Here is a 26,131-nt window from a genome sequence, read left to right as displayed (position 1 = left end):
AGCCGGTGATGGACGACCTACCTTCATTCGAAACGCATCGGGTCGACAACGCGCCGCCTCCGTTCGAGCCGCGCGACCTGTGGGCGGATGACCTGGCGTTGCGCGAAACGGTCGCGCGCGAGGGGGCTTCCGCCTTCGCGCCGCGGCTCGCGGCGTACGGCGCGCTGGCCGGCGATGAACTCTATCGGCTCGGCTTCGACGCCAATCGCGACCGGCCGCGGCTGCGTACTCACGACCGCCATGGCCGACGCATCGATACGGTCGAATTCCATCCCGCCTACCATCGCCTGATGGAGGCCGCGAAGGCGCATGGGGTGGCGGGCCTGTCGTGGCACGAACCCGGACCTGGCGCGCACGTCGCGCGCGCGGCGTTGAGCTACCTGCATCACCAGGCCGAAGCCGGCACCAGTTGCCCCCTGACGATGACGCATGCCGCGGTGCCGGTCCTGCAGCGCGAGCCGCGTCTGGCGCACTGGGCGGCCAAGGCCGCTGCACCGCACTACGATCCGCGCGACATCCCCATCGCCGACAAGGCCGGCATCACCCTGGGCATGGGCATGACCGAGAAGCAGGGCGGGTCCGACGTGCGCGCCAACACCACCACGGCCACGCCGCGCGGCGATGCTTACGTACTGGTCGGGCACAAATGGTTCTTCTCCGCGCCCATGTGCGACGGCTTCCTGGTACTGGCGCAGGCGCCGGCGGGCCTCAGCTGCTTCCTGATGCCCCGGCACCTGGACGATGGGAACCGGAACGCACTCCGGCTGATGCGGCTGAAGGACAAGCTGGGCGACCGGTCGAACGCCTCCAGCGAGGTCGAGTTCACCGGCGCGCATGCCTGGCGCGTCGGCGAGGAGGGTCGGGGCGTGGCGACCATCATCGAGATGGTCATGCTGACGCGCCTGGACTGCATGCTGGGCTCGGCGGCGGAGATGCGCATGGCGCTTGCGCAGGCATTGCACCATGCGCACCATCGCCGCGCGTTCGGCAAGCCCTTGATCGCGCATGCCTTGATGCGCAACGTGCTGGCGGACCTGGCGCTGGAGGCGGAGGCGGCGCTGGCGTTCGCGCTGCGCGTGGCACGCGCGGTCGATGCAGCCCCGCACGACGCGGGCGAGGCGGCATTCGCCCGCATCGCCACCGCCGCCGGCAAGTACTGGATCTGCAAGCGCGCCCCGGCCTTCGTCAATGAGGCGCAGGAATGCCTGGGTGGCGCGGGGTACGTGGAGGACTCCATCCTGCCGCGGCTGTACCGGCAGGCGCCGCTCAATTCGATCTGGGAAGGCAGCGGCAACATCCAGTGCCTCGACGTGCTGCGCGCGCTGGCGCGCGAACCCGGCGTGCTCGATGCGGTTGGTCGCGAACTGGCATCCGCCGCGGGGACGGACGCGGCTTACGAGGCGTTCGTCGATGGTCTGCGCGTGGACCTGATGTCCACTGGCGAAGCCGGTGCGCGCCGGCTGGTCGAGCGTCTGGCGCTGGCGCTGCAGGCGGCGGTGCTGCTGCGCGCGGGCAGCCCCGTGGCGCCATTGTTCGTGCGCAGCCGGCTGGCGGGCGAACATGGCCTGGCGTTCGGGACGCTGCCGGAAGGCGCTGACATGGAACCCGTGCTCGCACGGGCATGGCCGGCATGAGGCGTTGGCTGCCCGTCCTGCTGACCACCTTGGGCATCACGGCGCAGGCGCAGGCGCATGCGCCGGGCGAACCGTCGCCTTCACTGCTCCCGGCCCCGCAGCGGGCGGATGCGATCCATGTGTACAAGGCGCAGCGCCGCATGGACCTGCTGCGCGGCGGCCGGGTGATCGCCACCTACCGCGTCGTGCTGGGCGGTGCCCCGATGGGGCACAAGCGCGAACAGGGCGACCAGCGTACGCCGGAGGGCGACTACCGCATCACCTATCGCAATGCACGCAGCCGGTTCCACCTGTCGCTGCGCATTTCCTATCCCGACGACACCGACCGCCGGCAGGCGCTGGCGCGCGGCGTCGATCCGGGCAGCGACATCATGATCCACGGCGCCACGCCGCCCGGTTCGCGCGTCGACTGGACCGAAGGCTGCATCGCCGTGACCAACGACGAGATGGATGCGATCTGGCAGCGCGTTCCCGTCGGAACGCCGATCCGCATGATGCCCTGAGAGCGTTCAGCGCGGCGCGGAGCGGGAGGCGAGGGCGCGCGAGCCGGTGATGATCAGGCGGACCATTTCCGACAGCTGGTCGATCAGTTCGGGATCCTTCGCCCGCGGCAGGTCCATGGCGGTGGCGCCCATCGCGAACACCAGGCGGGTGATTGCCTTGGAGACGATCGCGGGCTCGTGGAGCGGGGCGTTGTCGCGTGCGGCCAGGCGCACCAGATCCAGGCACAGTTCCTCTTCGAAGAACTGCAGTTCGCGCTCCACCGCGTGCTTGAACGCGTCCGAGCCCACGTTGCCTTCCCGCAGCAGCACGTGCAGCAGCTTGTCGTCGGCGCGCAACTGCTCGATGAAGGCCTCCACCGAACCGCGCACCACGCTGCGGTCGGTGCTGGCCGCGCGATGGCGCGCCTCGCCGATGATCTTGCGCAGCGAACGGCCCGCCAGGTCGATCAGGGCCACCGCCAGTTCGTCCATGTCGCGGAACTGGCGATAGAAGCTGTTGGGCGCGATGCCGGCTTCGCGGGCGACCTCGCGCAGACTGAGCGTGGAGACGCTGCGATGGGGGCCGACCAGTTTCAGGGCGGCCGCCAACAGGTCCTCGCGGGAGATCGAGGCCTTGCGGCCGGGGCCGTGGTCGTCGGGATGCAGCGATTGCGGGGATGAGGTCACGCGTGCGGGCCCGACATACGGAGTGGTAGGGCCATCATAGCCCCGTAAATTAATGTACAAGTGTATACACATGCGTCTTCCCGCGGGTATAGTGGGGACATGAATGCCCAGATCCGACCGCCGGCCCGCCGGCCCGGCCCCCTGAAACGCCTGATCCGGCCGCTGGTCAAGCCGGATGTGTTCGACTTCTGGGCCTCGCGCCTGCATCGCACCTGGACCTGGGACCGCCCGCTGGCGCGGCTGGTGGCGCGCGAAGCCGCCTCGACCGACGCCGTGACCCTGCTGTTCAAGCCCAATCGCCACTGGGCCGGCCACCGCGCCGGCCAGCATGTGAACCTGGGTATCGAGATCGACGGCGTGCGGCTGACCCGCAGCTACAGCCTGACCGCGCCGCCGCGCGCCGACGGCCTGCTGCCGATCACCGTCAAGGCGATCGAAGGCGGCAAGGTGAGCCGTCACCTGTGCCATGACGCCCGCATGGGCGACATCGTCGACCTGGGCCAGGCGTTCGGTGAAATGACGCTGCCCGCGTCGCCGCGTGGCGCCTTCCTCCTGCTGGCCGCCGGCAGCGGGATCACCCCATTGATGGCGCTGGTGCGCGACCTCGCCGGCCAGGGCATGCCGACCGACACGACGCTGCTGTACTGGGTGCGCCGGCGCGAAGAGGCCTGCTTTCTGGACGAACTGCGCGCGCTCGCCGCCGTCCATCCCCGCTTCCATTTCCGCCTGCTGCTCACGCGCGAGGCCGCGCAGGCCGCGGACGAGGCCGAAGGCCGCATCGACGACGCGCTGCTGGGCGCGCATGTCGGCGACCTGTCCGCGCGGCAGGTGATGGCCTGCGGTCCGGGCGGGTTCGTCGAAACCGCGCGCAGCCTGCTGGCGCCGCGCGTGGCGGCGTTCCAGGCCGAAGCCTTCACCGCGCCGCCCGTGACGGTGGTGGACGAAGGCGAAGTCGACATCCGCCTGCGACGCAGCGGACGCACGCTGCGCGTGCCGCGCGGCCAATCCCTGCTGGTGGCGCTGGAGCAGCACGGTCTGAAACCGCCCGCCGGTTGCCGCATGGGCATCTGCAACACCTGCGCCTGCGGCAAGTCGTCCGGCAGCACGCGCCACCTGCCCAGCGGCGAGCTCCTCCACGAACCCACCCAGGCGCTGAAGCTGTGCGTCCACAGCGCCGCCACCGACCTCGAGCTGGATCTGTAATGGCCACCCCTGCGACCTCCTCCCGCAACCGCGCGCTGAGCGCGGAAGAACTGGACCGCTTCGGCGCGGAACTCGACGCACTGCGCGCCCGCACGCTGGCGACCCTCGGCGCGCGCGATGCGCGCTACATCCGCAACGTGGTGAAGGCGGTGCGCTACAGCAACCTGATCGGGCGCGCGCTGCTGTTCGCGGCGGCGATCGCCGGCGGCCTGTGGCTGGCCGACAGCGCGGTCGGCTGGCTGTTCTGGGTGCTGTGGGCGCTGGGCGCGCTGTCGCTCGGCCTGGGCAAGATCCTGGAGAACATGGAGCTGGGCCACAACGTCATCCACGGCCAGTACGACTGGCTGGGTGATCCGCAGCTCAACGGCAAGAGCTACGACTGGGACATCGTCGGCACCGCCGACAACTGGCGGTACACGCACAACTTCCGCCACCACACCTACACCAACGTGCGCGGGCTGGACGACGACATCGGCTACGGCCTGCTGCGCATCTTTCCCGAGCAGAAGTGGAAGCCGTTCTACTTGGCGCAGCCCGTCATCGCGGTGGTGTTCGCGCTGCTGTTCCAGTGGGGCATCGCCATCCAGAACCTCAAGCTGGGCCGCTGGTGGCACGGCAAGATGAGCAGCCGGCAACTGCGCGTCGCATCGGCGCCGGTGGTACGCAAGATGGGCAAGCAACTGGCCAAGGACTACGTGATCTACCCCGCGCTGGCCGGCCCGTTCTTCCTGCCCGTGCTGCTGGGCAACCTGGTCGCCAACGGCCTGCGCAACGTGTGGACCTACGTGATCATCTTCTGCGGGCACTTCACCGCCAACGCCGAGACGTTCCCGAAGGAATGCGTCAAGAACGAGTCGCGCGGCCACTGGTACCTGCGCCAGCTGCGCGGTTCGTCCAACCTGCGCGGCGGCTTCCTGATGAACGTGATGTCGGGCAACCTGAGCCACCAGATCGAACACCATTTCTTCCCGGACGTGCCGGCCAACCGCTACGCGGAAATGGCCAAGGAAGTGCGCGCCATCTGCGCGCGCTACGGCCAGCACTACAACACCGGCACGCTGCTCACCCAGTTCGGCCAGGTCTGCTGGCGGATCGTGCGGCACGCCTTCCCCAGCCGGCCGCCGAAGTTCGCCCCGCTGCGGCACGCCGACGCCACCGCGTGAGGCGCGCAGGCGTGCGCGCCTAGCCGTCCGGCGACACTGCGCGTGCTGCGCGGGCAATACTGCGCTTGAGCTGCCATTCGGCGAAGAACGAGGCTGCGATCAGGCCGGTGCCCAGCAGGCCCAGCCACTGGAACCAGGGGTTCTCGAAGACCTCGTCGGCCAGGTCGTTGTCCTGCAGTTGCAGGCGCAGCAGCCTGAGTTCGGCGGTGAGCGCGTCCGTGCCGGTGCGGCCCTGCTGAAGCGATCGTTCCGACTCCAGCGCCATGCGGGCGAGGTGCGCCTGTTCGGCACGTTCGGCATTGTCGCGACGCTCCACGGTCACGACCAGTGCGCTGGTCAGCAGGATCAACAGCGTGCCCAGGCCGCGCAGCAGCGGCGGCAATGGTTCGGGGATCATGCGCGATCTCCTGCGGGCAACACGGCATCCTAGACCCGTGCGCGGGCGGCCGTCATCGCCCCCGGCGGATCAGTCGAGGAACTGCAGGCGCGCCAGTTCCGCGTACAGGCCGTCCTGGGCGAGCAGTTCCGCATGCGTGCCCTGGGCGACGATACGGCCGCGATCCATCACCACGATGCGGTTCGCCTTGAGCACGGTGGCCAGCCGGTGCGCGATGACCAGCGTCGTGCGTCCGGCCATCAGCCGCTCGAGTGCATGCTGCACGGCGCGCTCGCTTTGGGCGTCCAGTGCGCTGGTCGCTTCGTCCAGCAGCAGGATGGGGGCGTCCTTCAGCAGGGCGCGGGCGATGGCGATGCGCTGCTGTTGGCCGCCGGACAGGCGCGCGCCGCGTTCGCCGAGCTGGCTGTCGAAGCCCCTCGGCAGTTCGCGGATGAAGTCGTCCGCTTCGGCGGCCTCGGCGGCCGCCTGCAGCTCGGCATCCGTGGCGTCGAGCTTGCCGTAGCGGATGTTCTCCGCGGCGCTGGCGGCGAAGATGGTGGGCTGCTGCGGCACCAGGGCGATGTGTTCGCGCAGGTGGGCGGGGTCGAGGTCGCGCAGGTCCACACCGTCGATGCGCACGCTGCCGGACTGCGCATCGTGGAAACGCAGCAGCATGGAGAACACGGTGCTCTTGCCGGCGCCCGAAGGACCGACCAGGGCCACCGTTTCGCCCGGGCGCACGGTCAGATCGAAATCGTCGAGCGCGGGCAGGTCGGGCCGCGAAGGGTAGTGGAACGCGACATGCTCGAAGCGGATCTCGCCCTTCACCGGGGTAGGCAGCGCGCGTGGCGCGGCCGGGGAGCGGATGGTCGGCGTCTCGTCCAGCAATTCGGCGATGCGGCCCATGCCGCCGGCGGCGCGCTGCAGTTCGTTCCAGACCTCGGCCAGGGCGCCGACCGAACCGCCGCCGATCAGGGCGTACAGCACGAACTGGCCCAGCGTGCCGGCGCTCATCGTGCCGTCGATGACATCGTGCGCACCCGACCACAGCACCAGGGTGATGGCGCCGAAGATCAGCGTGATCGCCGCCGCCGTCACCCAGGCCTGGGCGCGGATGCGACGGCGCGCCGCGTCCACGGCGGTGGCGATGGCGGCGCCGAAGCGACTGCGCTCGTAAGGTTCGCGCGCGTGCGCCTGCACCGTGCGGACGGCGCCCAGGGTTTCGCTGGCCAGCGTATTGGCATCGGCCACGCGGTCCTGGCTGGCGCGCGAGGCCTTTTCCAGCCGGCGCGCGCCCAGCACGATCGGCAGCACCGCCAGCGGAATGCCGATCAGCGCGAAGGCGGCCAGCCGCGGACTGGTGACGAAGAGCATCGCCAGGCTGCCGATCACGGTGACGCTGCTGCGCAGCGCGACCGACATGCTGGTGGCCACCACGGTCCGCAGCAGTTCGCTGTCGGCGGAGAGCCGCGACACCAGCTCGCCACTGCGTGTGCGGTCATGGAACTCCGCGTCCAGCCCGATCAGGTGGCCGTAGAGCTGGCCGCGCAGGTCGGCGACCACCTTTTCGCCCAGCAGGGATACGAAGTAGAAGCGCGCGGCGCTGGCCAGGGCCAGCACGACCGCCACCACGAACAGGAACAGGAAGGCTCGGTTGATATTGGCGCCGTCGGTGAACCCGTTGTCGATCATCTGCCGGAACGCGACGGGCAGGCTCAGCGTGGCCGCAGAGGCCAGCGCCAGGGCCAGCAGCCACGCGGTGAACAGTCCGCCATGCCGGCGCACTAACGGCCACAGCGCGCGCAGGGTGCCCAGCTTGGCCTTGGGCGTGGGATCGGCAGCGGTGTGGGTGGTCGTGGCGTCGTCGTTCATCGGCATCCGGCATCGATAAGAGGGTGTCGCACCTGCCGCCGGATTCACGCCGTTGCGGGTACCACGTGCACCCGGTTACGGGTGGCGTCGCGCAGATGGGTTTTCAAGGCGTCCACGCGATGCGCGGGAAGTTCCAGCGTCAGCAGCGCGCCATTCTCGTCAAACGATTCCTGCAGTTTGGTCGCCAGATATGGTGCCAGGGCCGCATGCACGGCTCCCAGGTCATCGAACACACAGGCCAGCACCAGGCGTGTGGTGACCACGAGCGGTTGCCGCGGGGCGGTGCGCAGGCATTCCGCGGCGGCGCCCCCGTAGGCCCTGACCAGGCCGCCGGCACCCAGCTTGATGCCGCCATACCAGCGGGTGACCACCACCATCACCCGGTCGAAGCCCTGGCCGTCGATCGCAGCCAGGATCGGACGCCCCGCTGTGCCTGCAGGTTCGCCGTCGTCGCTGGAGCGGTACTCGCCTCCTATCCGGTAGGCCCAGCAGTTGTGCGTGGCATCGGGTACGGCGATCTCGCGCAGGAACGCCAGCGTGTCGTCCGGCGTGGCGACCGGCGCGGCCTTGGCGAGGAAACGGCTGTGCTTCACCTCCAGCAGATGGGAGGTGCGCTCGGCAAGCGTGTCGGTCACGGCGTGCCCAGCAAGGGGCGCAGATCGTCCGGGACGCGCTGGAACGGGTGCGCCTGAACGAACAGTTGCAGGCTGCGCAACGCATTGGCGCTGTCGCCCAGGTCGCGCCGCAGGCGGATGCGTTCCAGCCATTCGTCCGGCGGGAGCCGTGTGTCCTCGTCCACGGGGACCTGCAGGTCGGTGCGGCGCAGGGCGGTACGGGCGGCGCTGGGCTGGCTGCTGCCGGCGCTGGCGGCCGGGGGCGGTGGTGCGGGTGGCGAGGGGGGTGTCACGTCGGCAGGCACCGGGGCGGCTCCCTGAGCACGGGTGGGCGTCTCCCGGTTCTGGACGCGGCTTCCGGTCACGGTGATCGATTCCAGCGCACGTGCGTCGGTGGCCCGGGCCTTCTCCTGCCGCGCCTCGTCGTAGCGGATCCGCTGTTCCTGCTGCTGTGCGGCCGCCCGTTCACGCGCCTGCGCCGCAGCCGCAGCGTCCTGCATCTCCATCGCTTCGTCTGCCACCACCGGGGCGGGCGCCGGCGCGCTGGTGGCCTCGGCCGGGAAGGCTTGGGGCGCGGAGCGCGTGATCCGTGGGGCTTCAGGGGCGGAAAGGCCGGGCACGGCGGGAATCAGTCCCAGCGGACCCCGCTTGGGGGCCGTCTCCTGTCGCGCGGCCGCTTCCGCATTCTTGCGCGCGGGGCCCGACGCCGCGGCGTCGACGGGGACCGTGGGCGGCAGCGCCGGGGCAGGCGCTTCCTGCACGGTGACGGGGGCGGCGCTGACGGCGGCCGGATCGATGTCGGCCTCGGGGCTGTCCATCACCACGGCGGGCGCGTGGACGGGCGCCGCGGCCGGGACCTCGCTGGCCACCGGTACCTCGTAGGCAGGGCGCAGCTGCCAGGCGACGCCGGCGGCGAGCAATACCGAGGCGGCCACGCCCAGGCCCAGCGGCCAGCGGCGACGCGGGGGCGGCACCTGCCCACCCGGTGCGGGCGCTTCCTGCGCGGCCGCACGGGCGGCCGCCAGGATGCGCGCGTCCAGCCCCGGCGATGGACCGCCGTGCGGACCCAGCCGGGACAGCGACTGCGCCAGCGCGCGTTCTTCGGGCGTCAGGGGCTCGTGGGGGGTCTTCATTCGTTCAATCTCGTCCGCAACCGGTCCATCGCATACCGCAACCTCGATTTCACGGTTTCCCGGCCCACGCCGGTGATCTCGCCAATCTCCTCCAGGGTCAGTTCCTGTTCCAGCCGCAGCAGCAGCACTTCGCGCTGCTCCGGCGGCAGTTCGTCCATGGCCAGCTGCAGGCGCCGCCGCTGTTCGAACTGCGACAGCTGGCGCTCCGGCGTATCCGGGTCCGGCACGCGCTCGGTGCGGGCCTCGGCGTCCTCGGGTGCGGGCGGCCGGTGCTTGAGCGCGCGCCAGTGGTCGTTGAGCCGATTGTGCGCGATCCGGTACAGCCAGGTCCCGAATGCGGCTTCCGGTTTCCAGCCCTGGCGCGCCGCGATCACGCGCTGCCAGGTGTCCTGGAAGAACTCGTCCGCCAGCGCGGCGTCGCGCAGGTGCCGCAGCAAGAACCGGTACAGCGGCCCGCGATGGCGTGCGTAAAGCTGTTCGAAGGCCGACGCGTCGCCGCTGGCGTAGGCCAGCATCAGGGTTTCGTCGGCAGGCTCGGCAAGGTCGTTCACCGGCACCAGCGTAAGCGGTCCGCGCGTGCGCGTGAAGCTGGGACACGCGGGAGCAGCGGGTGCGAGCCGCGCGCGGCAGGCCGACCGGAGGGCGGAGGTGGCGGGAGCAGGGAAAAGGCGCACCTGTTCCGGAACGGCCCGGAACGTGCGGCGGGGTTGCAGCGGTCGTTTCCGTTCAGGGCCCGGCTGGCGGTATGCTCGCCGTGGGGGATATCCAGATTCACGCACCGTCTCTGTCGGGACACGGTCATGCCTACGCCATCGGTCAGCGCGGACAATCCGGCCAGCACGCCCGTGTCGCCCGCAGAGCGGATCGCGGCGATCCTGTGCGGCCTGCTGCCGCCGGACGCGGAGCTGGCGGTGTGCTGGCGCGACTGGGCGCTGGGCGGTGGCAGCGCGGCCACGCCGGGCGCATCGGCGGCGCTGCGGCGGCGTGCGGACCAGGCGCTGGCCGACGCGGCCGAGCACGACGATCCGGACCTGAGCGTGCACGCCTGGGACAATGCCGACGGCAACGCCCGCATGGCGCTGGCGGTGGCCGGAGCCCACGGCCGCCCGGCCGAGCATGAAGCGGCGTGGCTGGCGCTGGCGCGTACCCTGGTGGAAACCACGCTGGACGCCTCGCGCGCACAGGCGCGCATCGTGTCCCTGGAGAAGTCCAAGCGGCTGCAGCAGGCCTTGTACGAGATCGCCGATCTGGCCGGTGCCGACCTGGAGATGCCCGAGATGCTCCGCCGCATCCACGCGGTGGTGAACTCGCTGATGTATGCGGAGAACTGCTACATCGTCCTCTACGACGACCAGCGTCGTACGGTGCGCTTCCTGTACTTCGCGGATCAGCGAGACCCGTATGTCGCCGAACCGGAACGCGAATTCGGCGAAGAGGAAATGGCCAACAGCATGACGTTCGCGCTGCTGCGCCACGGCCAGCCCCTGCGGGGACCGTCGGCGGTGATCCGGCAGAAGCTGGGCGTGATCCGCGACCCGTCGCACGGGCCGGACAGCCTGGACTGGCTGGGCGTGCCTATGCGCCGCGACGACCGCGTCTGCGGCGCCATCGTCGTGCAGAGCTACGACGCCCCCGCCAGCTACGCCGACGAGGACCGCGCGCTGCTGGGGTACGTGGCCCAGCACATCCTGACCGCGCTGGACCGCAAGCATGCGCATGTGGAGCTGGAGCATCGCGTGGCGGTGCGCACGCACGAGCTGCAGCGCGCCAACCGCGAGCTGCAGGCCGAGATCATGGAGCGCAAGCGTGCCGAGAAGCTGCAGCGCGCGCTGTTCCGCATCACCGAGCTCGCCATCACCTCCGAGACCCTGGAACGTTTCTATGCCGACGTCCACGTGGTGGTGGACGAACTGATCAATGCGCGGAACTTCTACATCGCCCTGGTCTCGGACGACGGCGAGCAGCTCAACTTCCCTTACTCGATCGACGAGCGCGACCCGATGCGCAAGTCGCGGCGCATGACCAATGGGCTGACCGAGTACGTGATCGCCACCGGCCGGCCGCTGCTGGCCGACCGCCCCGTGATCGCCCGACTGGCCGAACAGGGCAAGCTGCAGCAGCACGGGCCGCCAGCGTACAGCTGGCTGGGCGTGCCGCTGTTCCGCGGCGAGGACGTGGTGGGTACGGTGGTGGTGCAGAGCTACACCGAAGAAGTGAAGTTCACCTCGCACGACCAGAACCTGCTGACGTTCGTGGCCCACCACATCGGCAACGGACTGGACCGGCAGCGCACGCACGAACGTTTGCGCAGCGCGCACGCCGAACTGGAGCGCAGGGTGGACGAACGCACCCGCGAGCTGGCCGAGGCCAACCACCAGCTGCGCGCACAGATCGGCGAGCGCCTGCGCGCCGAGCAGCAGCTCACCTACCAGGCCACCCACGATGCGCTGACGGGTCTGCCCAACCGTCCGCACCTGCTGGACCGGCTGTCGGCCGCCATCGAGCGCGCACGGCATGGCGACGGCCAGGCCTTCGCCGTGCTGTTCCTCGACCTGGACCGCTTCAAGCTGGTCAACGACAGCATGGGCCACGCCGCCGGCGACGAACTGCTGGTGGAGGTGGCGCGGCGCATCACCATGAGCGTGCGCGAGGACGACGTGGTCTCGCGCCTGGGCGGCGACGAGTTCGCCCTGCTGGTGGAATACACGGACGGCGTGGAGAACGTGCGCGACTTCGCCCAGCGCCTGCTGGCGGTGCTGGGGCGGCCGATGTGGGTGGCCGGCCGCGAGCTTTTTCCCTCCGCCAGCCTGGGCATCGCCGTGTGGCACCCGCGCTATCGCAATGGCGAAGAACTGCTGCGCGATGCCGATGCCGCGATGTACCGCGCAAAGGAGCAGGGGCGCGACCGCTGCGCCATGTTCGACGAAGCCATGCGCGAAGCGGCGATGCAGAGCCTGGATCTGGAGGCCGACCTGCGCCGCGCGATCAACCATCGTGATTTCCTGCCGTTCTACCAGCCCATCCGCCGCATGGACGACGGGCGGGTGATCGGCCACGAGGCGCTGCTGCGCTGGCAGCACGAGCGCCGTGGACTGCTGCTGCCGGCGGAGTTCATCGGCCTGGGCGAGGACAGCGGCCTGATCGAACAGGTCGACTGGCTGTTGTACGAGCAGGTGGTGCGGCAGATCGCGCGGGGCGTGGACGGCTACATCTCGGTGAACGTGTCGCCGCGGCATTTCCGTTCGCCCGACTTCGGCGATCGCCTGCTGGCGATGTTCGAGGCCCATGGCGCCGATCCGGCCAGGTTGCGGCTGGAGATCACCGAGGTCGCGCTGCTCGACGACGCCCCGCGCACGCTGCGCATCCTGCGCACGCTGCGCCAGCACGGCATCCTGGCCCAGTTGGACGACTTCGGCACAGGCTTCTCGGCGCTGTCGTACCTGCACCGGTTCCCGATCTCGGTGTTGAAGATCGACCGCAGCTTCGTATCGGGACTGGGCGCCGAAGCGCGGCCGGAGAGCCTGGCGCTGGTGCGCGCGATCCTGGCGCTGGCCGGCACGCTGGGCATCGAGACCATCGCCGAAGGCGTGGAAACCGAGGAGCAGCGCAGCGCACTGATCGAGCTGGGCTGCCATCTGGGCCAGGGCTATCTGCTGGGACGGCCGATGGCGAGCCTGGAGCAGGTCGGCATGGCCGACACGGTACAGGCCGGGTAAAGCGGGAGGGCGGCCTCGATGCCGCCCTCCTTGCGGCTCACTCGCCGGCGATGGCGGGTGCATCGTCCTGCACCGCGACCAGCCTTCGCGCCTGGTCGACCAGTTCGACGAACTCCGCCTTCAGTCCGTGCGGGTCGCGGCCGCCGGCCTGTCGTGCCGTGCGGGCCACATCGCGCCAATCCCATGCGTCGATGCGCTGGCCGCCACGCAGCAGATCGGCGTAGGCCGCCACTGCGCTGGCGAACCGGAACGCGTCGCTGGGCTGCGTGGTCAGTGACGTGCGTGCGACCGGCGCCTCGATCAGGCGGCTGCTGTCCTGCCCCGGCAGCTTGTAGCGCAGGCGCACGTGCGCGACCTCGTCGGTCGGGGCGCCGGCGGCCACCTGCCTGTCGCCATAGCGCAGCGCGGGCAGGCGGGCGGCGCCGCTGCCCACCGGCGTGATCTCGTACAGCGCGGTGACCTCGTGGCCCGCGCCGATGTCGCCGGCATCGACCTTGTCGTTGGCAAAATCCTCGTTGGCCAGCACGCGGTTCTCGTAGCCGATCAGGCGATACTCGGACACGACCGCGGGGTTGAACTCCACCTGGATCTTCACGTCGCGCGCGATGGTCAGCAGGGTGGACTGCATTTCGTCCACCAGCACCTTGCGGCCCTCCTGTAGCGTGTCGATGTAGGCATGGTTGCCGTCGCCCACATCGGCCAGCTTCTCGGCCAGGGCGTCGTTGTAGTTGCCGGTGCCGAAGCCGAGCGTGGTCAGCGCGATGCCCGACCTGCGCTGGTCGGCCACCATTGTTTCCAGTGCATCCTGGCTGACGGTGCCGACGTTGAAGTCGCCATCGGTGGCCAGGATCACGCGGTTCACGCCGTCCTTGACGAAGGCCTGCTTGGCCATCGCGTACGCCAGCCGTATGCCGTCGCCGCCGTTGGTGCTGCCCCCGGCCTGCAGCCGGTCCAGCGCGGCGAGGATCTCCTCGTGGCGGTCGCCCGCCGTGGGCGGCAGCACCAGTCCGGCCGAGCCCGCATAGACCACGATGCTGACGCGGTCCTGACGGCGCAGCTGCGGCACCAGCTGGGCGAAGGACTGCTTCAGCAGCGGCAGCTTGTCCGGCGATTCCATCGAACCCGACGTGTCCAGCAGGAACACCAGGTTGGCCGGCGGCAGCGTCGCCTTGGGTACGTCGTAGCCCTTGATGCCGACCATCAGCAGCTGGCGCTTGGCGTTCCAGGGCGCAGGGGCGAGTTCGGTGGTGACATTGAAGGGACGGCTGCGGTCCGTCGGTGCGGCATGACCGTAGCGGAAGTAGTTGATGAATTCCTCCGCGCGCACGGCGTCGGCCGGCGGACGCTGGCCCTCGCGCAGCATGCGTCGCACATTGCTGTAGCTGCCGGTGTCGACGTCGACGGAGAACGTGGAGACGGGTTCGTCGAGCGTGCGCTTGACCGGATTGTCGTCGCGTTCGGCGTACTTCTCGGTGTTGGCCGGCGTGGCAGGCTGGGCCAGTGGCGCGTGGGCGATGCGGTATTCCATCGCCATCACCGGCGCCGGCGGTGCAGGCGGCGCGTAGACGTGCCCCGTGGGCATGGCGGTCTTGGCCTGTTCGCGGTGCAGGCGAGTTCCGGTCACCACGATGCTGTCCAGCGTGGCCTGCTCGCTGCGTGCGGCCGCCGCGGCCTGGTGGGTGAGCTGGGCATCGGCCGCGGCGGTGGCCGCTTCCGCCTCGGGCGCGTGCTGTGCGGTGGGACTGGACTGGCAGGCGGCCAGCAGGGCGGCGGCCAGCAGGGTGACGGTCAGACGGTGCGACATGGCGTGACTCCGTGTGTGGGACAGGGAGTCGAACGCGCGGGGTCGGGGAATGGGGTTGAGCGAGGGAGGCCTCCGCATCCGCACCCCGCGCGCGGGCGTGTCGCGTCAGTCGATGGCGCCCACATCCATGCCGTCGTAGGCATCCAGGCCATGTTCTTCGGCGAAGCGGTACAGCGCCTGGTTGCGCTCATGGAGGCTGTCGGGCGTGTGCACTTCGGTCTTCTCGACATGCAGCCACCACAGGTCCGGGTCTTTCCGGTTGTCCTTGTCCTCCAGGTACAGCGCGATGACGCGGTAGCCCTGCGCCTGCAGCAGCGGCACGACCGCTTCAAGTGCGGGACGCGAGCCATGCGTGAAGAAATAGCCCCAGACCAGCGGCTTGCTCAGGTCCCAGGAGGTTTCCCTGGCCATGTTGTCGAACATCTCGACCAGTTGTTCGCGTGTGATCATGTCGTGCTCCTGGTGTGATGCGCGCGGCCGGCCGGGCGCGCGTTTAAGTGGGGTGCCATAGCCCCGGTTCCGGTGGCCTGCGTGCGGTATCCGCGTCCGGTCTACGGTTCGGCGCGCAGCGTCAGGCGACCATCGCCGACCTGTGCGTCGACGCGCTCACCCGGCTGCACCTGCGCCACCGAGCGCACCAGGGTGCCGTCTTCCTTGGTGATCAAAGCGTAGCCGCGTGCGACGGTCGCCAGCGGGCTGACGGCTTCCAGCGAACGCGCCAGCGCGCGCAGGCGCAGGGCGTCGCGTTGCAGCGTGCGGGCGACGGCGGCCTGGGGGCGGGGGGCGAGGGCCAGCAGCCGCGCCCGCAGTTGTTCCAGCCGACGCCGGGGCGCGTGGGCGCGCAGCACGGCGTCGGCATGGCGGAGTGCGGCCTGGCGACGCGCCTGCTGGTCGCGCCACAGCGCATGCAGGCGGCGTGCGGCGTCTTCCTGGCGACGCCGCAGCATCTCCAGGCGCGCCTGCGGTCGCAGCGCATGGAGGCGCAACGCGGCGCGGTCGGCGCGTTGCATGGCGTTGCGCAGCCGATGCACCTGGTTCGTCGCGAGCCGGCCTTGCAGCGCCTGCACGCGCGCCAGCAGGTCGCGCCGGTCCGGTACCAGCAGTTCGGCCGCGACCGAGGGCGTCGGTGCGCGCAGGTCGGCGGCGAAGTCGGCGAGAGTGAAGTCGGTCTCGTGGCCGATGGCGGACACGACGGGGACCGGGGAGGCCGCGATGGCGCGCGCCAGGCGCTCATCGTTGAAGGCCCACAGGTCCTCCAGCGAGCCGCCACCGCGGGCGACCAGCAGCACGTCGTAACGCCCGCTGCGCGCCGCACGCTGCAGCATGTCGACGATCTGGCCCGCCGCGGTTTCGCCCTGCACCTGCACGGGCAGCACGTCGACCTCCAGCAAGGGGTAACGGCGTTGCAGCACGCTCAGCACGTCGCGCACCGCCGCGCCGGTGGGCGAGGTCAGCACGCCGAGACGCCGCACGTAGGCGGGCAGGGCGCGCTTGCGCGTGTCGTCGAACAGGCCCTCCGCGGTGAGCCTCGCCTTCAGCTCCTCGAAGGCGCGGCGCAGTGCGCCTTCGCCGGCTTCTTCCAGACTGTCGATGACCAGCTGGTAGTCGCCGCGCGCTTCGTACAGCGTCAAACGACCGCGCGCGAGCACGCGCAGGCCCTCGCGCGGGGCGAATTTCAGCCACTGGCTCTTGGGCTTGAACATGGCGCAGCGCACCTGCGCGCGCGCGTCCTTCAGGGTGAAGTACAGGTGGCCCGAGGCGGGGCGGGTGACGTTGCCCAGTTCGCCTTCCACCCACACCAGCGGGAACGCGCCTTCCAGCAGATCGCGGGCGAGCGTGTTCAGCTGGGTGGGGGTGAGGATGTCGCGGGCGGTGTCGGTCATGCGGGAAGGATAAACGGTGACGCCGGTGGGTGACGCGAATGCCTGCGACACGCGGTCGCAGTCGGGCGGCGGCATTCCGTGATGGAATGCCGGGGTCCCGATGGCCGGAAACGTCCGCATGTCCCTGTCACGCTGGTCCCATGTCGCGTTGCCGATGCTGATCGTCGCGCTGTCGGCCTGTTCGCCCACCGACGCGCCGGCCCACGCCGTCGGCGCCGCCCAACCCAAGGTGGAAGACCTGCGCCTGCCGTCGCCCACCCCTGCCGCGCAACCCGACCTGGTCACTGCGCCGGACGGTGCGCTGCTGCTGAGCTGGGTGGAGCCGATGGACAAAGGCGGGCATCGGCTGCGATTCAGCCGTCGTCCTGCGCAGTCCGGGGACTGGCATGCGCCCAGGACGATCGCCGAAGGCGCGAAGTGGTTCGTCAACTGGGCCGACACACCGCACGTCCATGCCTTGCAGGACGGTTCGCTGTGGGCGCACTGGCTGCGCAGCACGGGGCCCTCGCGCATGGACTACGGCATCGACCTGGTGCGTTCCGGCGACGGCGGGGCGACATGGAGCGCCCCTCAGCTGGTGCATCCTGCCGGCACGCCGGGCGATCACGGCTTCGTGACGTTCTGGCCGCAGGCGCGCGACCGGTTGGGCATCGCCTGGCTGGACAGCCGGCAGAAGGCCGTCGAGGGCGCGCATGCGCATCACGATGACGGCCATCACGGCGGTGGCGCGCCGATGATGCTGCGTGCCGCGATCTACGACGCGGAGGCGAAGCAGGACGCCGAATGGCCCCTCGACACGTCCACCTGCGACTGCTGCACCACCTCGTCCGCCGTGACGGATCGCGGTGTCGTGGTCGTCTACCGGGGACGCAGCGACGACGAGATCCGCGACACGCGCATCGTCCGCTTCGATGGCGAACGCTGGACGCCCCCGCGCGACGTGCATGCGGACCGCTGGCGGATCGCGGGATGCCCGGTGAACGGGCCGGTGGTGGTCGCCGATGGCGCGACGGTCTGGGTCGCGTGGTACACGGAAGCGGAGGGTACGCCGGCGCTGCGGGCAGCGCGCTCCACGGATGCGGGCGACACGTTCGCCGCGCCGGTGACGCTGGCGAAGGGCCCGCACGTGCTGGGCCGCCTGGGTCTGGCGCGCGGCGAGGGTCATCTGCTGGTGAGCTGGCTGGAGCAGGCGCCCGACGAGCGCCAGACGCTGGTGCTGGGCCGATACGACGACGCGTGGCGGCAAGCGCACCACGTGCGCGTGGCCACCCTGTCCGCGCGTGGGCGGGCGAGTGGAATCCCCCGCCTGCAGTGGCACGACGATGCCGCATGGCTGGTGTGGACCGATGTGGCCGGCGACGTGCCGGGCCTGCACGGCGCACGCGTAAGGTGGCCCTGATGAGGAGGGTGCGACATTCCGTCGCATCTGACCTCCAGAGTCCTTAACGCTTAGAATTCCACGGTGATCCGCTCACACGCCTTCCTCCGACCGATGCTGCAGCTGGCCCTGCTGGCCGCGCTGCTGATGGCGTTTGCGCCGTCCATCACGCGGTGGATGGCGAGCGACGGGCCGCAGGTGCTGGCAGGCTGGACCGAGCTGTGCACCACCGAGGGCACCCAATGGGTCGACACGCGCGCCGAGTCGCCGGTCGGTAAGTCGCCGCTGCCCGACGGCATGCCGATGGGCTCGGATTGCGCGTACTGCACGCTGGCGGCGGCGCTGCCCTTGCTGCTACTGGCCATCGCGTTGCTGTTCCCCCGTCTGGCCGGAGACGCGATCGCAAGCGTCGTAACGCTTCCACGCGCCAGGCGGCTGCGCCTGCGTGGCCTGGGCGGGCAAGGACCGCCCGTCCTGCTCTGAACCACAAGACCCCTGGTTGACCGTGCGGCCGATGCGCCGCGTCCTTGTGCTTTGGAGTTTCCATGTCCCTGATGTCCCGGGCGACGCCGCGTGCGTCGTGCCTGTCCGTGGCCGTAGCCGCGGCCCTTTCGCTTGTCCTGTCCGCGCATGCCGCCGAATCCGTCGTGTTGCCTGATGGCGTGCGTGCCACCGAGCTCGACACCGTTGAAGTCAAAGGCCACAAGGCCGGCCTTGAACAGACGGCCGGTACCGGCACCCGCCTGTCGCTGAGCCTCCTGCAGACGCCGGCCTCGGTCACCGTGATCGATCGCGACACGTTGGATGCGCGCGGCGTGCGCACCACGCAGGAGGCGCTGGCCGGCATCCCCGGCCTGACCGTGGCATCGCCGCCCGGCAATGGCAATGCGGTGACCTACCGTGGCTTCTCCGGCAGCCAGATCACCCAGCTGTTCAACGGCATCGACGTGCAGTACGCCAGCATCGCCGCGCGTCCCGTGGACGCGTGGCAGTACGAGCGGGTGGAAGCGATCGGCGGGCCATCGAGCTTCCTGTACGGTGCCGGCGCGGTCGGCGGCACGATCAACTACGTCACCCGCCTGGCCCGGCTGGATCGCGACGAAGCGGGCATGCAGGCTTCGTGGGGCTCGTTCCGCGACGGCACGCTGGCGATGGGGGCCAACGTGCGCGTGGGGGGAGACGACACGCGCCAGGCGATCCGCGTGGACGCGAGCACGCGCGACGCCGAAAGCGGGATCGACGGGCAGGAACGCGAAGCCTCGACGCTCGCGGCGTCGTGGCTGGTACAGGTCGCCCCCATGCTGCGCCACACGCTGGCGGTCGAGTTCCAGCAGGAGGACAGTCATCGTCCCTACTGGGGCACGCCGGTGCGCCAGCCCGCGACCGGTCGCCTGTCGGTGCTGCCGCAGACGGTGGGTCGCAACTACAACGTCGCCGACGGCTACTACGGACAGGACGTGCGCTGGGTACGCTCGCTGCTGGAGTGGACGCCCGGCGGGCACGACACCGTGCGCAACACGGTTTACCACTACGACGCGCTGCGCGATTACCGCAACGTCGAGAGCTATCGCCTGACGGCCGACAACGGCGGCGTCATCCGCTCCGGCACGCTGCTGCAGCGGCACGACCAGCAGGTCTACGGCAACCGGCTGGAGTGGAGCCACGACGGCGCGCTGTTCGGGTTGCCGACGCAATGGGCGACCGGTCTGGATGTCAGCTACAACCGGCAGACACGCTTTCCGTTGTCGCTGTCGGCCACGGTGGACACCGTGCCGCTCGACGCCGTGACGCCGGGCCGCTTCCTCGACGTGCCCGGCACCTCGATCGTCTACACGCCCGACCGTACCAACCGGCTGCACACGCAGGCGCTGTACCTGGAGAACCTGACCGAGCTGACGCCTTCGCTATCGCTGCTGACCGGGCTGCGCCGCGACCGCATCGTGCTGGACGTGGTGAACCACCGCGCGGTCACGGCCACCAATCCCGCACGCTTCGAGCGCGAGTACACGCCCACCACGGGACGTGTCGCGCTGAACTGGGCCATCACGCCGCAGACGAGCGTGTATGCGCAGTACAGCACCGCGGCCGATCCGCCGGCGGGCATCCTCAGCACCGCCAATTTCGCCACGCTGCGCGACTTCGATCTGACCACGGGACGGCAGGGCGAGGTCGGCGCGAAGTTCCAGTCACGCGACGCGCGCCACTTCGCCACGCTGGCCGCGTACCGCATCGTACGGCGGAACCTCGCCATCACCGATCCCGCCCATCCGGGGCAGACGCTGCCGGTGGGGCAACAGTCCTCGCGGGGCATCGAAGCGACGTTCGGCTGGCGACCGCTGGAGGCGCTGAAGGTCGAGGGCAACCTGGCCTGGGTGGATGCCACGCTCGACGATTTCTACGAGAACGTCGGCGGCGTACCGGTGTCGCGTGCCGGCAATCGCCCCACCAACACGCCCGCGCGCGTGGGCAACCTGTGGGTGGACTACGCGTTCGGGCCGCGCTGGTCGGCGGGCCTGGATGTCCGCGGCGTCTCATCGCGCTACGCCAACGCCGCCAACACGCTGTCGACCGCCGGCTATGCCACCTGGGGCGCGCACCTGGGCTTCAAGTGGAACGGGAGCACCGAGCTTAGCGTGCGTGGCCGCAACCTCGGCGACCGCACCCACGTGGTGTACGCGCTGGGCAGCACGATGGCCTATCTCGGCGATCCGCGCAGCTGGGAAATCGTGCTGCGCAAGACCTTCTGACCGCATCGCCCGGGATTGCCATAGACACGATCTTCTTCCTCTGCGTCAGCAGCTGGCTGATCGCGTGGGCCTGCGTACTGGGCCTGTGCGGCCTGGGGCGCGTGGCCGCGCATGCACGGCCGCTGACCCTGCTCGACACCTTCTCGTCCACATCCGATACGGAAACCACGACATGAAACGTTCCCTTGCCAGCCTGATATTGCTGCTGTCGGCCTGCCAGCCGTCTCCCCATGAAACCCAGCCGCCGGCCCCGCCATCCGCCGCCGTGACCGTCACCGGACCGTGGCTGCGCGCCACGCCACCGGGCGCACCGGTCGCCGGCGGCTTCCTCACCCTCCACAACGGCACGTCGGCCGATGACCGCCTGCTGACGGTCGAGAGCGCCGCGGCGCAGCGCGTGGAGATCCACGAGATGCGCGACGAGGGGGGCGTGGCCCGGATGCGCGAGCTGGTCGATGGCCTGCCGTTACCCGCGGGCACGATGGCCGAACTGAAGCCGGGTGGTCACCACCTGATGTTCATCCAGCCCACGCGCGCACTGCCGGCAGGCGAACAGGTGGACGCGACGCTCGTGTTCGAGCGCGCGGGCCGCATGCCGGTCGTGTTCGAGGTCAGGCCGCTCGGTGCGGCGTCGCCCAAGCCGCACCAGTGATGCAGAAGAAGGGAGCGCCTGACGGCATCGCCCTGCGCCCGACCCTGGCAGCGAGGGGCGCCGGAGGAAGCGACGCTTGTTGACCGAAGCTTCGCCGGGCAGATGCGTTGCCGGTAAAGCTGTCCTCGGCGGCTATTCGTCGACCCAGCGTCGCTCCGGTCCGGGACGCTTGGCCAGCTTGCGCTGCAGCGAGCGCCGGTGCATGCCCAGCAGGCGGGCGGCGGCGGAGATGTTGCCTTCGGTTTCGGCCAGCGCCTGCTGGATGTGCTCCCATTCCAGCCGGCTGAGCGGTGTCATGGTGTCTTCGGCAGCCTCGATGTCGTCGATCGGCGTGGCGGGTGTTTCCAGGCCCAGTGCGCGCAGGATGGTCGGCACGGTGGCCGGCTTGGGCAGGTAGTCGTCGGCGCCGCGCTTGATCGATTCCACGGCGGTGGCGACGCTGGCGTAACCGGTGACCAGCAGGATCTGCATGTCCGCGCGCAGCGCGCGCAGCGGCTCGATCAGGGTCAGGCCCGAATCGCTGCCCAGCTTCAGGTCGACCAGGGCGAAGTCGGGCAGGTATTCGCGCGCCCGCGCCAGTGCGCTGGCCGCGTCCAGTGCGATTTCCGTCTCGATGCCCTTGCGCGCCAGGCTGCGCTGCAGCGTGCGCGCGTAGAGTTCGTCGTCGTCGACCAGCAGGCCTTTCATCGGATGCCTCGCATCAGGGAGATTCGTCGTTGCCCGCCACCGGCAGGCGGAACTGCACCTGCACGCCCTTGGGCGGCACGGCGCGCATGGTCATGCGCCCGCCCAGCCGCTCGATGGTGGCGTGCGACAGGGCCAGGCCCACGCCCATGCCCTCGGGCTTGCTGGTGCGGAAGAGTTGTTCGGACTGGAACGGCACCGATTCGTGGAAGCCGTTGCCGTAGTCGCGCACGGTGCCCACCAGTTCATCGCCCTCGCAGCGCAGGTCCAGGTCCACCCGTTGCGAGCCGGCCTGGCGGCTGGCATCGGCCGCGTTGTTCAGCAGCGCCTGCAGCAGGTGCCCGGTGGAGGCGTCGGTGGCCAGCCAGGGGGGCAGGGCGCCGGTGCGCTGCAGCTCCACCGTCGGGCGGATCAGCTGCCAGCGCTGCACCACGTCGTCCAGGTCCACGCGCTGGTGCACGCCCATGTCGGCCGAGGCGGCGAGCGCGCGTACGCGGTCGCGACACACGTCGATCAGTTGGCGCATCGTGCCGGCGTCGTCGCGGACATCCGCGTCGCTGGCGTGCTCGCGGATGTCCTCGGCCAGCAGCGTCAGGGTGGCCAGCGGGGTGTTCAGTTCGTGCGCCACGGCAGCCGCGTGGGTGGCCAGCGCGACGATGCCCTCGTTGCGCGCGAAGCGCTCGCGCAGGCGCGCGAGTTCCTGTTCGCGCATCCGCAAGGCGGCCACCAGGCGGGTGGAGAAGTACAGCACCACGCCGGCCGAGAGCACGAAGTTCACCGCCATGCCCCACAGGTGCACGTTGAACTGGCCGCCATGCAGGTGCGGCAGCGGGCGGCCGAACACGGCGGTCATGATGTAGCCCAGCAGGCAGGCCACGCCGGTGGCCAGCACCCAGCGCAGCGGCAGGGCCAGCGCTGAGACGGCGATCAGCAGCAGGAACATGGAGCTGAACGGGTTGCCGATGCCGCCGCTCCAGGCCACCAGCCAGGACAGCACCGCCACGTCTACCAGCATGTGGGCGAAGGCTTCCCCCGGGCGCTCCTCGCCGGGCCGGCGGCTGCGCCAGGTGGCGTACACGTTGAACAGGGCCAGCGCACCGATCCCGCCCCACAGCGGCCAGCGGGGCAGGGCGATGCCCAAGGGACCCAGCGCGACCAGCACGGTCACCGCCTGGCCCACGATCGCCACCCAGCGCAGGTTGCACAGCGTGCGCAGGAACGACGGCGTGGTGGTCAGCAGGGTATTCGGCATCGGTACATGCTAGTGCAAGCGCGCCCACGCGGCCTGCGGCACGGCGTCGCAGGCGGGCGGGGTGCCCACGTTACAATGCGGGCATGCACGACGCCGTCACCCGCCCCACGCCCCCTACCGACGCCGCGCCCTGGCCGCGCCGCATCACCCAGGCCGTCCAGATCGGCAACACCATCGTGGGCGGCGGTCGCCCGGTGGTGGTGCAGTCGATGACCAACACCGATACCGCCGACATCGCCGGCAGCGTGAAGCAGGTCGCCGAACTCTGGCGCGCCGGCTCGGAGATGGTCCGCCTGACCGTCAACAACCCCGAGTCCGCCGCCGCCATTCCGCGCATCCGCGAGAAGCTGGAGATGATGGGCATTTCGGTGCCGCTGATCGGCGACTTCCACTACAACGGCCATCAGTTGCTGGCGGGCGAGCCGGCCTGCGCCGAGGCGCTGGCCAAGTACCGCATCAACCCGGGCAACGTGGGCTTCGGCAAGAAGAAGGACACCCAGTTCGCCCAGCTCATCGAATTCGCCATCCGCTACGGCAAACCGGTGCGCATCGGCGCCAACTGGGGTTCGCTGGACCAGGCGCTGGCCGCGCAGCTGATGGACGAGAACCACGCGCGCGAAGTGCCGTGGGATGCCGGCCGCGTGCTGCGCGAGGCGCTGATCCGCTCGGCGGTGGATTCGGCCGAACGCGCCGTCGAGATCGGCCTGCCGCGCGACCGCATCGTGCTGTCCGCCAAAGTCAGCGGCGTGCAGGAGCTGATCGCGGTGTACCGCGACATGGCGGCCCGCACCGATTTCGCGCTGCACCTGGGCCTGACCGAGGCCGGCATCGGCAGCAAGGGCATCGTGGCGTCCAGCGCCGCGCTGGCGGTGCTGTTGCAGGAGGGCATCGGCGACACCATCCGCATCTCGCTGACGCCGGAACCGGGCCAGTCGCGCACCCAGGAAGTCATCGTCGCGCAGGAACTGCTGCAGACCACCGGCCTGCGCGCGTTCACGCCGATGGTCACGGCCTGTCCCGGCTGTGGCCGCACCACGTCCGAGTTCTTCCAGGAACTGGCCAAGGTCGTGCAGGAACACGTGCGCGGCCGGATGCCGGAGTGGAAGGTCACCCATCCCGGCGCGGAGAACATGACGCTGGCGGTGATGGGCTGCGTGGTGAACGGGCCGGGCGAATCGCGTCACGCCAACATCGGCATTTCGCTGCCGGGCACGGGCGAGGCGCCCGCGGCCCCGGTGTTCGTCGATGGCGAAAAGAAGTTCACCCTGCGCGGCGAGAACATCGCGCAGGAGTTCATCGCCCTGATCGACGGGTACGTCGAGGCCAAGTACGCGCGTGCGGCCGGCTGACCCGCTGGCGAACGGCCGGCGTTTCATCGCCGGCCTGTTCCGCGAACATGGCGGGCGCCTGGTCCTGCTGTTCCTCTGCCTGCTGGCGCCGCTGTGGCTGTTCGTCGAACTGGCTGACGAAATCCACGAGCTGGAAGACTTCTACTTCGACGATGCGCTGCTCTGGCAGGCGCATGCGCTGTCCAGCCCGACCCTGGACCGGTTCTTCGTGGTGGTGTCGGCGCTCGGCTACCAGTGGGGCGTGGTCCCGGCCGACATCGTGCTGACGCTGGGCCTGCTGGTCGCGCGTCGCTGGCGCGAAGCGACCTTCGCCGGCGTCTCGCTGGGTGGGTCCGCGCTGTTGAACATGGCGACCAAGCAGTTCTTCCAGCGCGACAGGCCGGCGCTGTGGGAGTCCATCGCGCCCGAGCACACCTTCAGTTTCCCCAGCGGCCACGCGATGGGCTCGGCGACGCTGGCGATGGTGGTGGTGCTGCTGTGCTGGCACACGCGCTTCCGCTGGCCAGCCGCCGTGCTTGCCGCGCTGTTCGCGCTGACCGTCGGGGCCTCGCGCATCTACCTGGGCGTGCACTATCCGTCCGACATCCTCGGCGGCTGGGCGGCGGGCATCGCGTGGGTGTCCGGCGTCTACCTGGTGCTGTACCGCATCCGCGAGCGGCCGTGGCAGGTGCGGTGAGGCGTTCTGCTCTTCTGTGGGAGCGACGTAAGTCGCGACCGCACGAATTGAATATCGCGGATGCGTAGCTGATAGCGTCCTGTCCGCGTCGCCATGTTGCGTGAGCGAGGGGGGGGGCGGCGGAGAGCGTGCGGTCGCGACTCACGTCGCTCCTACAACGAGCGGGTTCTACGGCGCATACGCCCGCTCGCGTTCTTCCTGCAGGCGCTGGCGCAGGTACTGGTCGCGGGTGAGGCCGGCGGGAATCGTGGTGGCGGCCATCACCTCGGCGACCACCTGCGCTTCGCGCGCCTTGTAGGTCTGGAAGCGCGGGTCGTTGCGCTGCTGTTCGAGGAAGGCGGCCATGCGCCGGTCGGCGTGGGCGCGATAGCGGTCGGCGATGGCCGCGACTTCCTCCGCCTGTCGCGCGGGATCGTCCACGGTGGCCTTGACCAGCGCGGTGCGCAACAGCACGGCTTCGCCCGCGGACAGGCCGCCCGCTGCTTCGTACTTGTCGATCTGGCGCGTCAGCGCATCGGCGCGTTCGCTGCGTTCCACCGCGCGCAACGACGTGGAACGGGCGAAGAAGTCTTTCGCATCGGCTTCGAAGCGCTGGCGCTCGAGGTGCTCCTTCGCCTGTGGCGTGGCTTGCAGCGTCTCCAGCCCGGCTGGGGCCGTTTCGACTTCATCGCCTGCGGAGATGGGCTGTACGGCGGTCGGCGTCGTGCCGTCGCCTGTCCACCACGCTACGGCGGCCAGCAGCACCAAACAAGGTACCACCCACGTCAGCAGCTTCTTCATGCGCGACCCTCCACCGGGACCGTCGTCGGACGGCCCCGGCCTTCCT

23 protein-coding genes are annotated in these 26,131 nt (G+C 70.2%); 11 read left to right on the top strand and 12 right to left on the bottom strand.

The window, feature by feature from the left end; genetic code table 11:
- Positions 1 to 8: 8 nt before the first annotated feature.
- Together V8246_RS00790 and V8246_RS00785 are read left to right on the top strand one after the other, a co-directional pair.
- On the top strand, positions 9 to 1,634 hold the full coding sequence (locus tag V8246_RS00790) for an acyl-CoA dehydrogenase family protein (RefSeq protein ID WP_336187505.1): 1,626 nt from the start codon (positions 9 to 11) through the stop codon (positions 1,632 to 1,634).
- Entirely contained in the window at positions 1,631 to 2,137 is a 507-nt protein-coding gene (locus V8246_RS00785) for a L,D-transpeptidase family protein (protein WP_336187504.1), read from the top strand. The genes V8246_RS00790 and V8246_RS00785 overlap by 4 nt, the downstream gene beginning before the upstream one ends.
- A 6-nt stretch (positions 2,138 to 2,143) precedes the next feature.
- Here V8246_RS00785 and fabR read toward each other — a convergent pair whose 3' ends face one another.
- Entirely contained in the window at positions 2,144 to 2,782 is a 639-nt protein-coding gene (gene fabR / locus V8246_RS00780; protein ID WP_244966723.1) for an HTH-type transcriptional repressor FabR, read from the bottom strand.
- A 120-nt stretch (positions 2,783 to 2,902) separates the two neighbouring features.
- Here fabR and V8246_RS00775 point away from each other — a divergent pair, with 120 nt between their 5' ends.
- Both V8246_RS00775 and V8246_RS00770 read left to right on the top strand, forming a co-directional pair.
- Positions 2,903 to 4,006, top strand: coding sequence for a ferredoxin reductase (locus V8246_RS00775; RefSeq protein WP_336187503.1), 1,104 nt, complete (start codon positions 2,903 to 2,905; stop codon positions 4,004 to 4,006).
- On the top strand, positions 4,006 to 5,169 hold the full coding sequence (locus V8246_RS00770; RefSeq protein WP_336187502.1) for an acyl-CoA desaturase: 1,164 nt from the start codon (positions 4,006 to 4,008) through the stop codon (positions 5,167 to 5,169). The genes V8246_RS00775 and V8246_RS00770 overlap by 1 nt, the downstream gene beginning before the upstream one ends.
- Positions 5,170 to 5,188: 19 nt before the next feature.
- On the opposite strand, the gene V8246_RS00765 is transcribed toward V8246_RS00770, so the two are convergent.
- From V8246_RS00765 to V8246_RS00745, 5 genes are all read right to left on the bottom strand, one after another.
- On the bottom strand, positions 5,189 to 5,566 hold the full coding sequence (locus tag V8246_RS00765; protein ID WP_336187501.1) for a hypothetical protein: 378 nt from the start codon (positions 5,564 to 5,566) through the stop codon (positions 5,189 to 5,191).
- A gap of 69 nt (positions 5,567 to 5,635) precedes the next feature.
- Positions 5,636 to 7,417 (bottom strand): ABC transporter transmembrane domain-containing protein, encoded by a 1,782-nt coding sequence (locus V8246_RS00760; RefSeq protein WP_336187500.1) that lies wholly within the window; start codon positions 7,415 to 7,417, stop codon positions 5,636 to 5,638.
- Positions 7,418 to 7,461: 44 nt separating this feature from the next.
- On the bottom strand, positions 7,462 to 8,052 hold the full coding sequence (locus V8246_RS00755) for a YigZ family protein (protein ID WP_336187499.1): 591 nt from the start codon (positions 8,050 to 8,052) through the stop codon (positions 7,462 to 7,464).
- The gene (locus V8246_RS00750; protein WP_336187498.1) at positions 8,049 to 9,164 is read right to left on the bottom strand and encodes a hypothetical protein; all 1,116 of its coding nucleotides are present in this window, start codon (positions 9,162 to 9,164) and stop codon (positions 8,049 to 8,051) included. Before V8246_RS00750 ends, V8246_RS00755 begins: the two co-directional genes overlap by 4 nt.
- Positions 9,161 to 9,715, bottom strand: a complete 555-nt coding sequence (locus V8246_RS00745) for an RNA polymerase sigma factor (RefSeq protein WP_162108884.1) — start codon at positions 9,713 to 9,715, stop codon at positions 9,161 to 9,163. The genes V8246_RS00750 and V8246_RS00745 overlap by 4 nt, the downstream gene beginning before the upstream one ends.
- Before the next feature lie 249 nt (positions 9,716 to 9,964).
- On the opposite strand from V8246_RS00745, the gene V8246_RS00740 reads away from it, so the two are divergent.
- Positions 9,965 to 12,880, top strand: coding sequence for an EAL domain-containing protein (locus V8246_RS00740; protein ID WP_336187497.1), 2,916 nt, complete (start codon positions 9,965 to 9,967; stop codon positions 12,878 to 12,880).
- Between the two features lie 37 nt (positions 12,881 to 12,917).
- Here V8246_RS00740 and V8246_RS00735 read toward each other — a convergent pair whose 3' ends face one another.
- From V8246_RS00735 to xseA, 3 genes are all read right to left on the bottom strand, one after another.
- Positions 12,918 to 14,684 (bottom strand): VWA domain-containing protein, encoded by a 1,767-nt coding sequence (locus V8246_RS00735; protein WP_336187496.1) that lies wholly within the window; start codon positions 14,682 to 14,684, stop codon positions 12,918 to 12,920.
- Between the two features lie 105 nt (positions 14,685 to 14,789).
- Positions 14,790 to 15,134 carry a ribonuclease E inhibitor RraB gene (locus V8246_RS00730; protein ID WP_336187495.1) on the bottom strand — a complete coding sequence of 115 codons (345 nt, stop codon included), beginning with the start codon at positions 15,132 to 15,134 and terminating at the stop codon, positions 14,790 to 14,792.
- 101 nt (positions 15,135 to 15,235) lie between these two features.
- Positions 15,236 to 16,567 (bottom strand): exodeoxyribonuclease VII large subunit, encoded by a 1,332-nt coding sequence (gene xseA / locus V8246_RS00725; protein WP_336187494.1) that lies wholly within the window; start codon positions 16,565 to 16,567, stop codon positions 15,236 to 15,238.
- 118 nt (positions 16,568 to 16,685) lie between these two features.
- Here xseA and V8246_RS00720 point away from each other — a divergent pair, with 118 nt between their 5' ends.
- The 4 genes from V8246_RS00720 to V8246_RS00705 all read left to right on the top strand — a co-directional run bounded on the left by V8246_RS00720 (position 16,686) and on the right by V8246_RS00705 (position 21,344).
- Entirely contained in the window at positions 16,686 to 17,966 is a 1,281-nt protein-coding gene (locus V8246_RS00720) for a sialidase family protein (RefSeq protein WP_336187493.1), read from the top strand.
- A gap of 63 nt (positions 17,967 to 18,029) precedes the next feature.
- Positions 18,030 to 18,428, top strand: coding sequence for a DUF2946 family protein (locus tag V8246_RS00715; RefSeq protein ID WP_336187492.1), 399 nt, complete (start codon positions 18,030 to 18,032; stop codon positions 18,426 to 18,428).
- 62 nt (positions 18,429 to 18,490) lie between these two features.
- Positions 18,491 to 20,692, top strand: coding sequence for a TonB-dependent receptor (locus V8246_RS00710; RefSeq protein ID WP_336187491.1), 2,202 nt, complete (start codon positions 18,491 to 18,493; stop codon positions 20,690 to 20,692).
- A gap of 172 nt (positions 20,693 to 20,864) precedes the next feature.
- On the top strand, positions 20,865 to 21,344 hold the full coding sequence (locus V8246_RS00705) for a copper chaperone PCu(A)C (protein ID WP_336187490.1): 480 nt from the start codon (positions 20,865 to 20,867) through the stop codon (positions 21,342 to 21,344).
- Between the two features lie 132 nt (positions 21,345 to 21,476).
- Here the strand turns inward: V8246_RS00705 and V8246_RS00700 are convergent, their stop codons facing one another.
- Entirely contained in the window at positions 21,477 to 22,031 is a 555-nt protein-coding gene (locus V8246_RS00700; RefSeq protein ID WP_162108894.1) for a response regulator transcription factor, read from the bottom strand.
- 13 nt (positions 22,032 to 22,044) lie between these two features.
- The gene (locus tag V8246_RS00695) at positions 22,045 to 23,268 is read right to left on the bottom strand and encodes an ATP-binding protein (RefSeq protein WP_336188301.1); all 1,224 of its coding nucleotides are present in this window, start codon (positions 23,266 to 23,268) and stop codon (positions 22,045 to 22,047) included.
- 95 nt (positions 23,269 to 23,363) lie between these two features.
- Between V8246_RS00695 and ispG the strand changes: the two genes are divergently transcribed.
- Complete coding sequence (gene ispG, locus V8246_RS00690; RefSeq protein ID WP_336187489.1) at positions 23,364 to 24,629, top strand: flavodoxin-dependent (E)-4-hydroxy-3-methylbut-2-enyl-diphosphate synthase; 1,266 nt, start codon at positions 23,364 to 23,366, stop codon at positions 24,627 to 24,629.
- Positions 24,630 to 24,633: 4 nt separating this feature from the next.
- A complete protein-coding gene (locus V8246_RS00685; protein WP_336188300.1) occupies positions 24,634 to 25,305 on the top strand; it encodes a phosphatase PAP2 family protein in 672 nt (223 codons plus the stop codon).
- Positions 25,306 to 25,473: 168 nt separating this feature from the next.
- Here V8246_RS00685 and V8246_RS00680 read toward each other — a convergent pair whose 3' ends face one another.
- A complete protein-coding gene (locus V8246_RS00680; RefSeq protein ID WP_336187488.1) occupies positions 25,474 to 26,085 on the bottom strand; it encodes a hypothetical protein in 612 nt (203 codons plus the stop codon).
- Positions 26,086 to 26,131: the final 46 nt, after the last annotated feature.

Origin of the sequence: Pseudoxanthomonas sp. F11, assembly GCF_037046485.1 — a bacterium.
Taxonomy (GTDB): Bacteria; Pseudomonadota; Gammaproteobacteria; order Xanthomonadales; family Xanthomonadaceae; genus Pseudoxanthomonas_A.
Note: the sequence above shows the minus strand (reverse complement) of the source record. Positions and strands in the feature narration are given on the sequence as shown.

What these genes read in the sequence shown, in the direction of transcription:
- V8246_RS00750 (WP_336187498.1), bottom strand. Translation starts at nt 9,164, where the DNA reads ATGAAGACCCCCCACGAGCCCCTGACGCCCGAAGAACGCGCGCTGGCG.
- V8246_RS00730 (WP_336187495.1), bottom strand. Translation starts at nt 15,134, where the DNA reads ATGATCACACGCGAACAACTGGTCGAGATGTTCGACAACATGGCCAGG.
- V8246_RS00765 (WP_336187501.1), bottom strand. Translation starts at nt 5,566, where the DNA reads ATGATCCCCGAACCATTGCCGCCGCTGCTGCGCGGCCTGGGCACGCTG.
- V8246_RS00775 (WP_336187503.1), top strand. Translation starts at nt 2,903, where the DNA reads ATGAATGCCCAGATCCGACCGCCGGCCCGCCGGCCCGGCCCCCTGAAA.
- xseA (WP_336187494.1), bottom strand. Translation starts at nt 16,567, where the DNA reads ATGACCGACACCGCCCGCGACATCCTCACCCCCACCCAGCTGAACACG.
- V8246_RS00735 (WP_336187496.1), bottom strand. Translation starts at nt 14,684, where the DNA reads ATGTCGCACCGTCTGACCGTCACCCTGCTGGCCGCCGCCCTGCTGGCC.
- V8246_RS00705 (WP_336187490.1), top strand. Translation starts at nt 20,865, where the DNA reads ATGAAACGTTCCCTTGCCAGCCTGATATTGCTGCTGTCGGCCTGCCAG.
- ispG (WP_336187489.1), top strand. Translation starts at nt 23,364, where the DNA reads ATGCACGACGCCGTCACCCGCCCCACGCCCCCTACCGACGCCGCGCCC.
- V8246_RS00740 (WP_336187497.1), top strand. Translation starts at nt 9,965, where the DNA reads ATGCCTACGCCATCGGTCAGCGCGGACAATCCGGCCAGCACGCCCGTG.
- V8246_RS00790 (WP_336187505.1), top strand. Translation starts at nt 9, where the DNA reads ATGGACGACCTACCTTCATTCGAAACGCATCGGGTCGACAACGCGCCG.
- V8246_RS00785 (WP_336187504.1), top strand. Translation starts at nt 1,631, where the DNA reads ATGAGGCGTTGGCTGCCCGTCCTGCTGACCACCTTGGGCATCACGGCG.
- V8246_RS00680 (WP_336187488.1), bottom strand. Translation starts at nt 26,085, where the DNA reads ATGAAGAAGCTGCTGACGTGGGTGGTACCTTGTTTGGTGCTGCTGGCC.
- V8246_RS00710 (WP_336187491.1), top strand. Translation starts at nt 18,491, where the DNA reads ATGTCCCTGATGTCCCGGGCGACGCCGCGTGCGTCGTGCCTGTCCGTG.
- V8246_RS00770 (WP_336187502.1), top strand. Translation starts at nt 4,006, where the DNA reads ATGGCCACCCCTGCGACCTCCTCCCGCAACCGCGCGCTGAGCGCGGAA.
- V8246_RS00700 (WP_162108894.1), bottom strand. Translation starts at nt 22,031, where the DNA reads ATGAAAGGCCTGCTGGTCGACGACGACGAACTCTACGCGCGCACGCTG.
- V8246_RS00760 (WP_336187500.1), bottom strand. Translation starts at nt 7,417, where the DNA reads ATGAACGACGACGCCACGACCACCCACACCGCTGCCGATCCCACGCCC.
- V8246_RS00720 (WP_336187493.1), top strand. Translation starts at nt 16,686, where the DNA reads ATGTCCCTGTCACGCTGGTCCCATGTCGCGTTGCCGATGCTGATCGTC.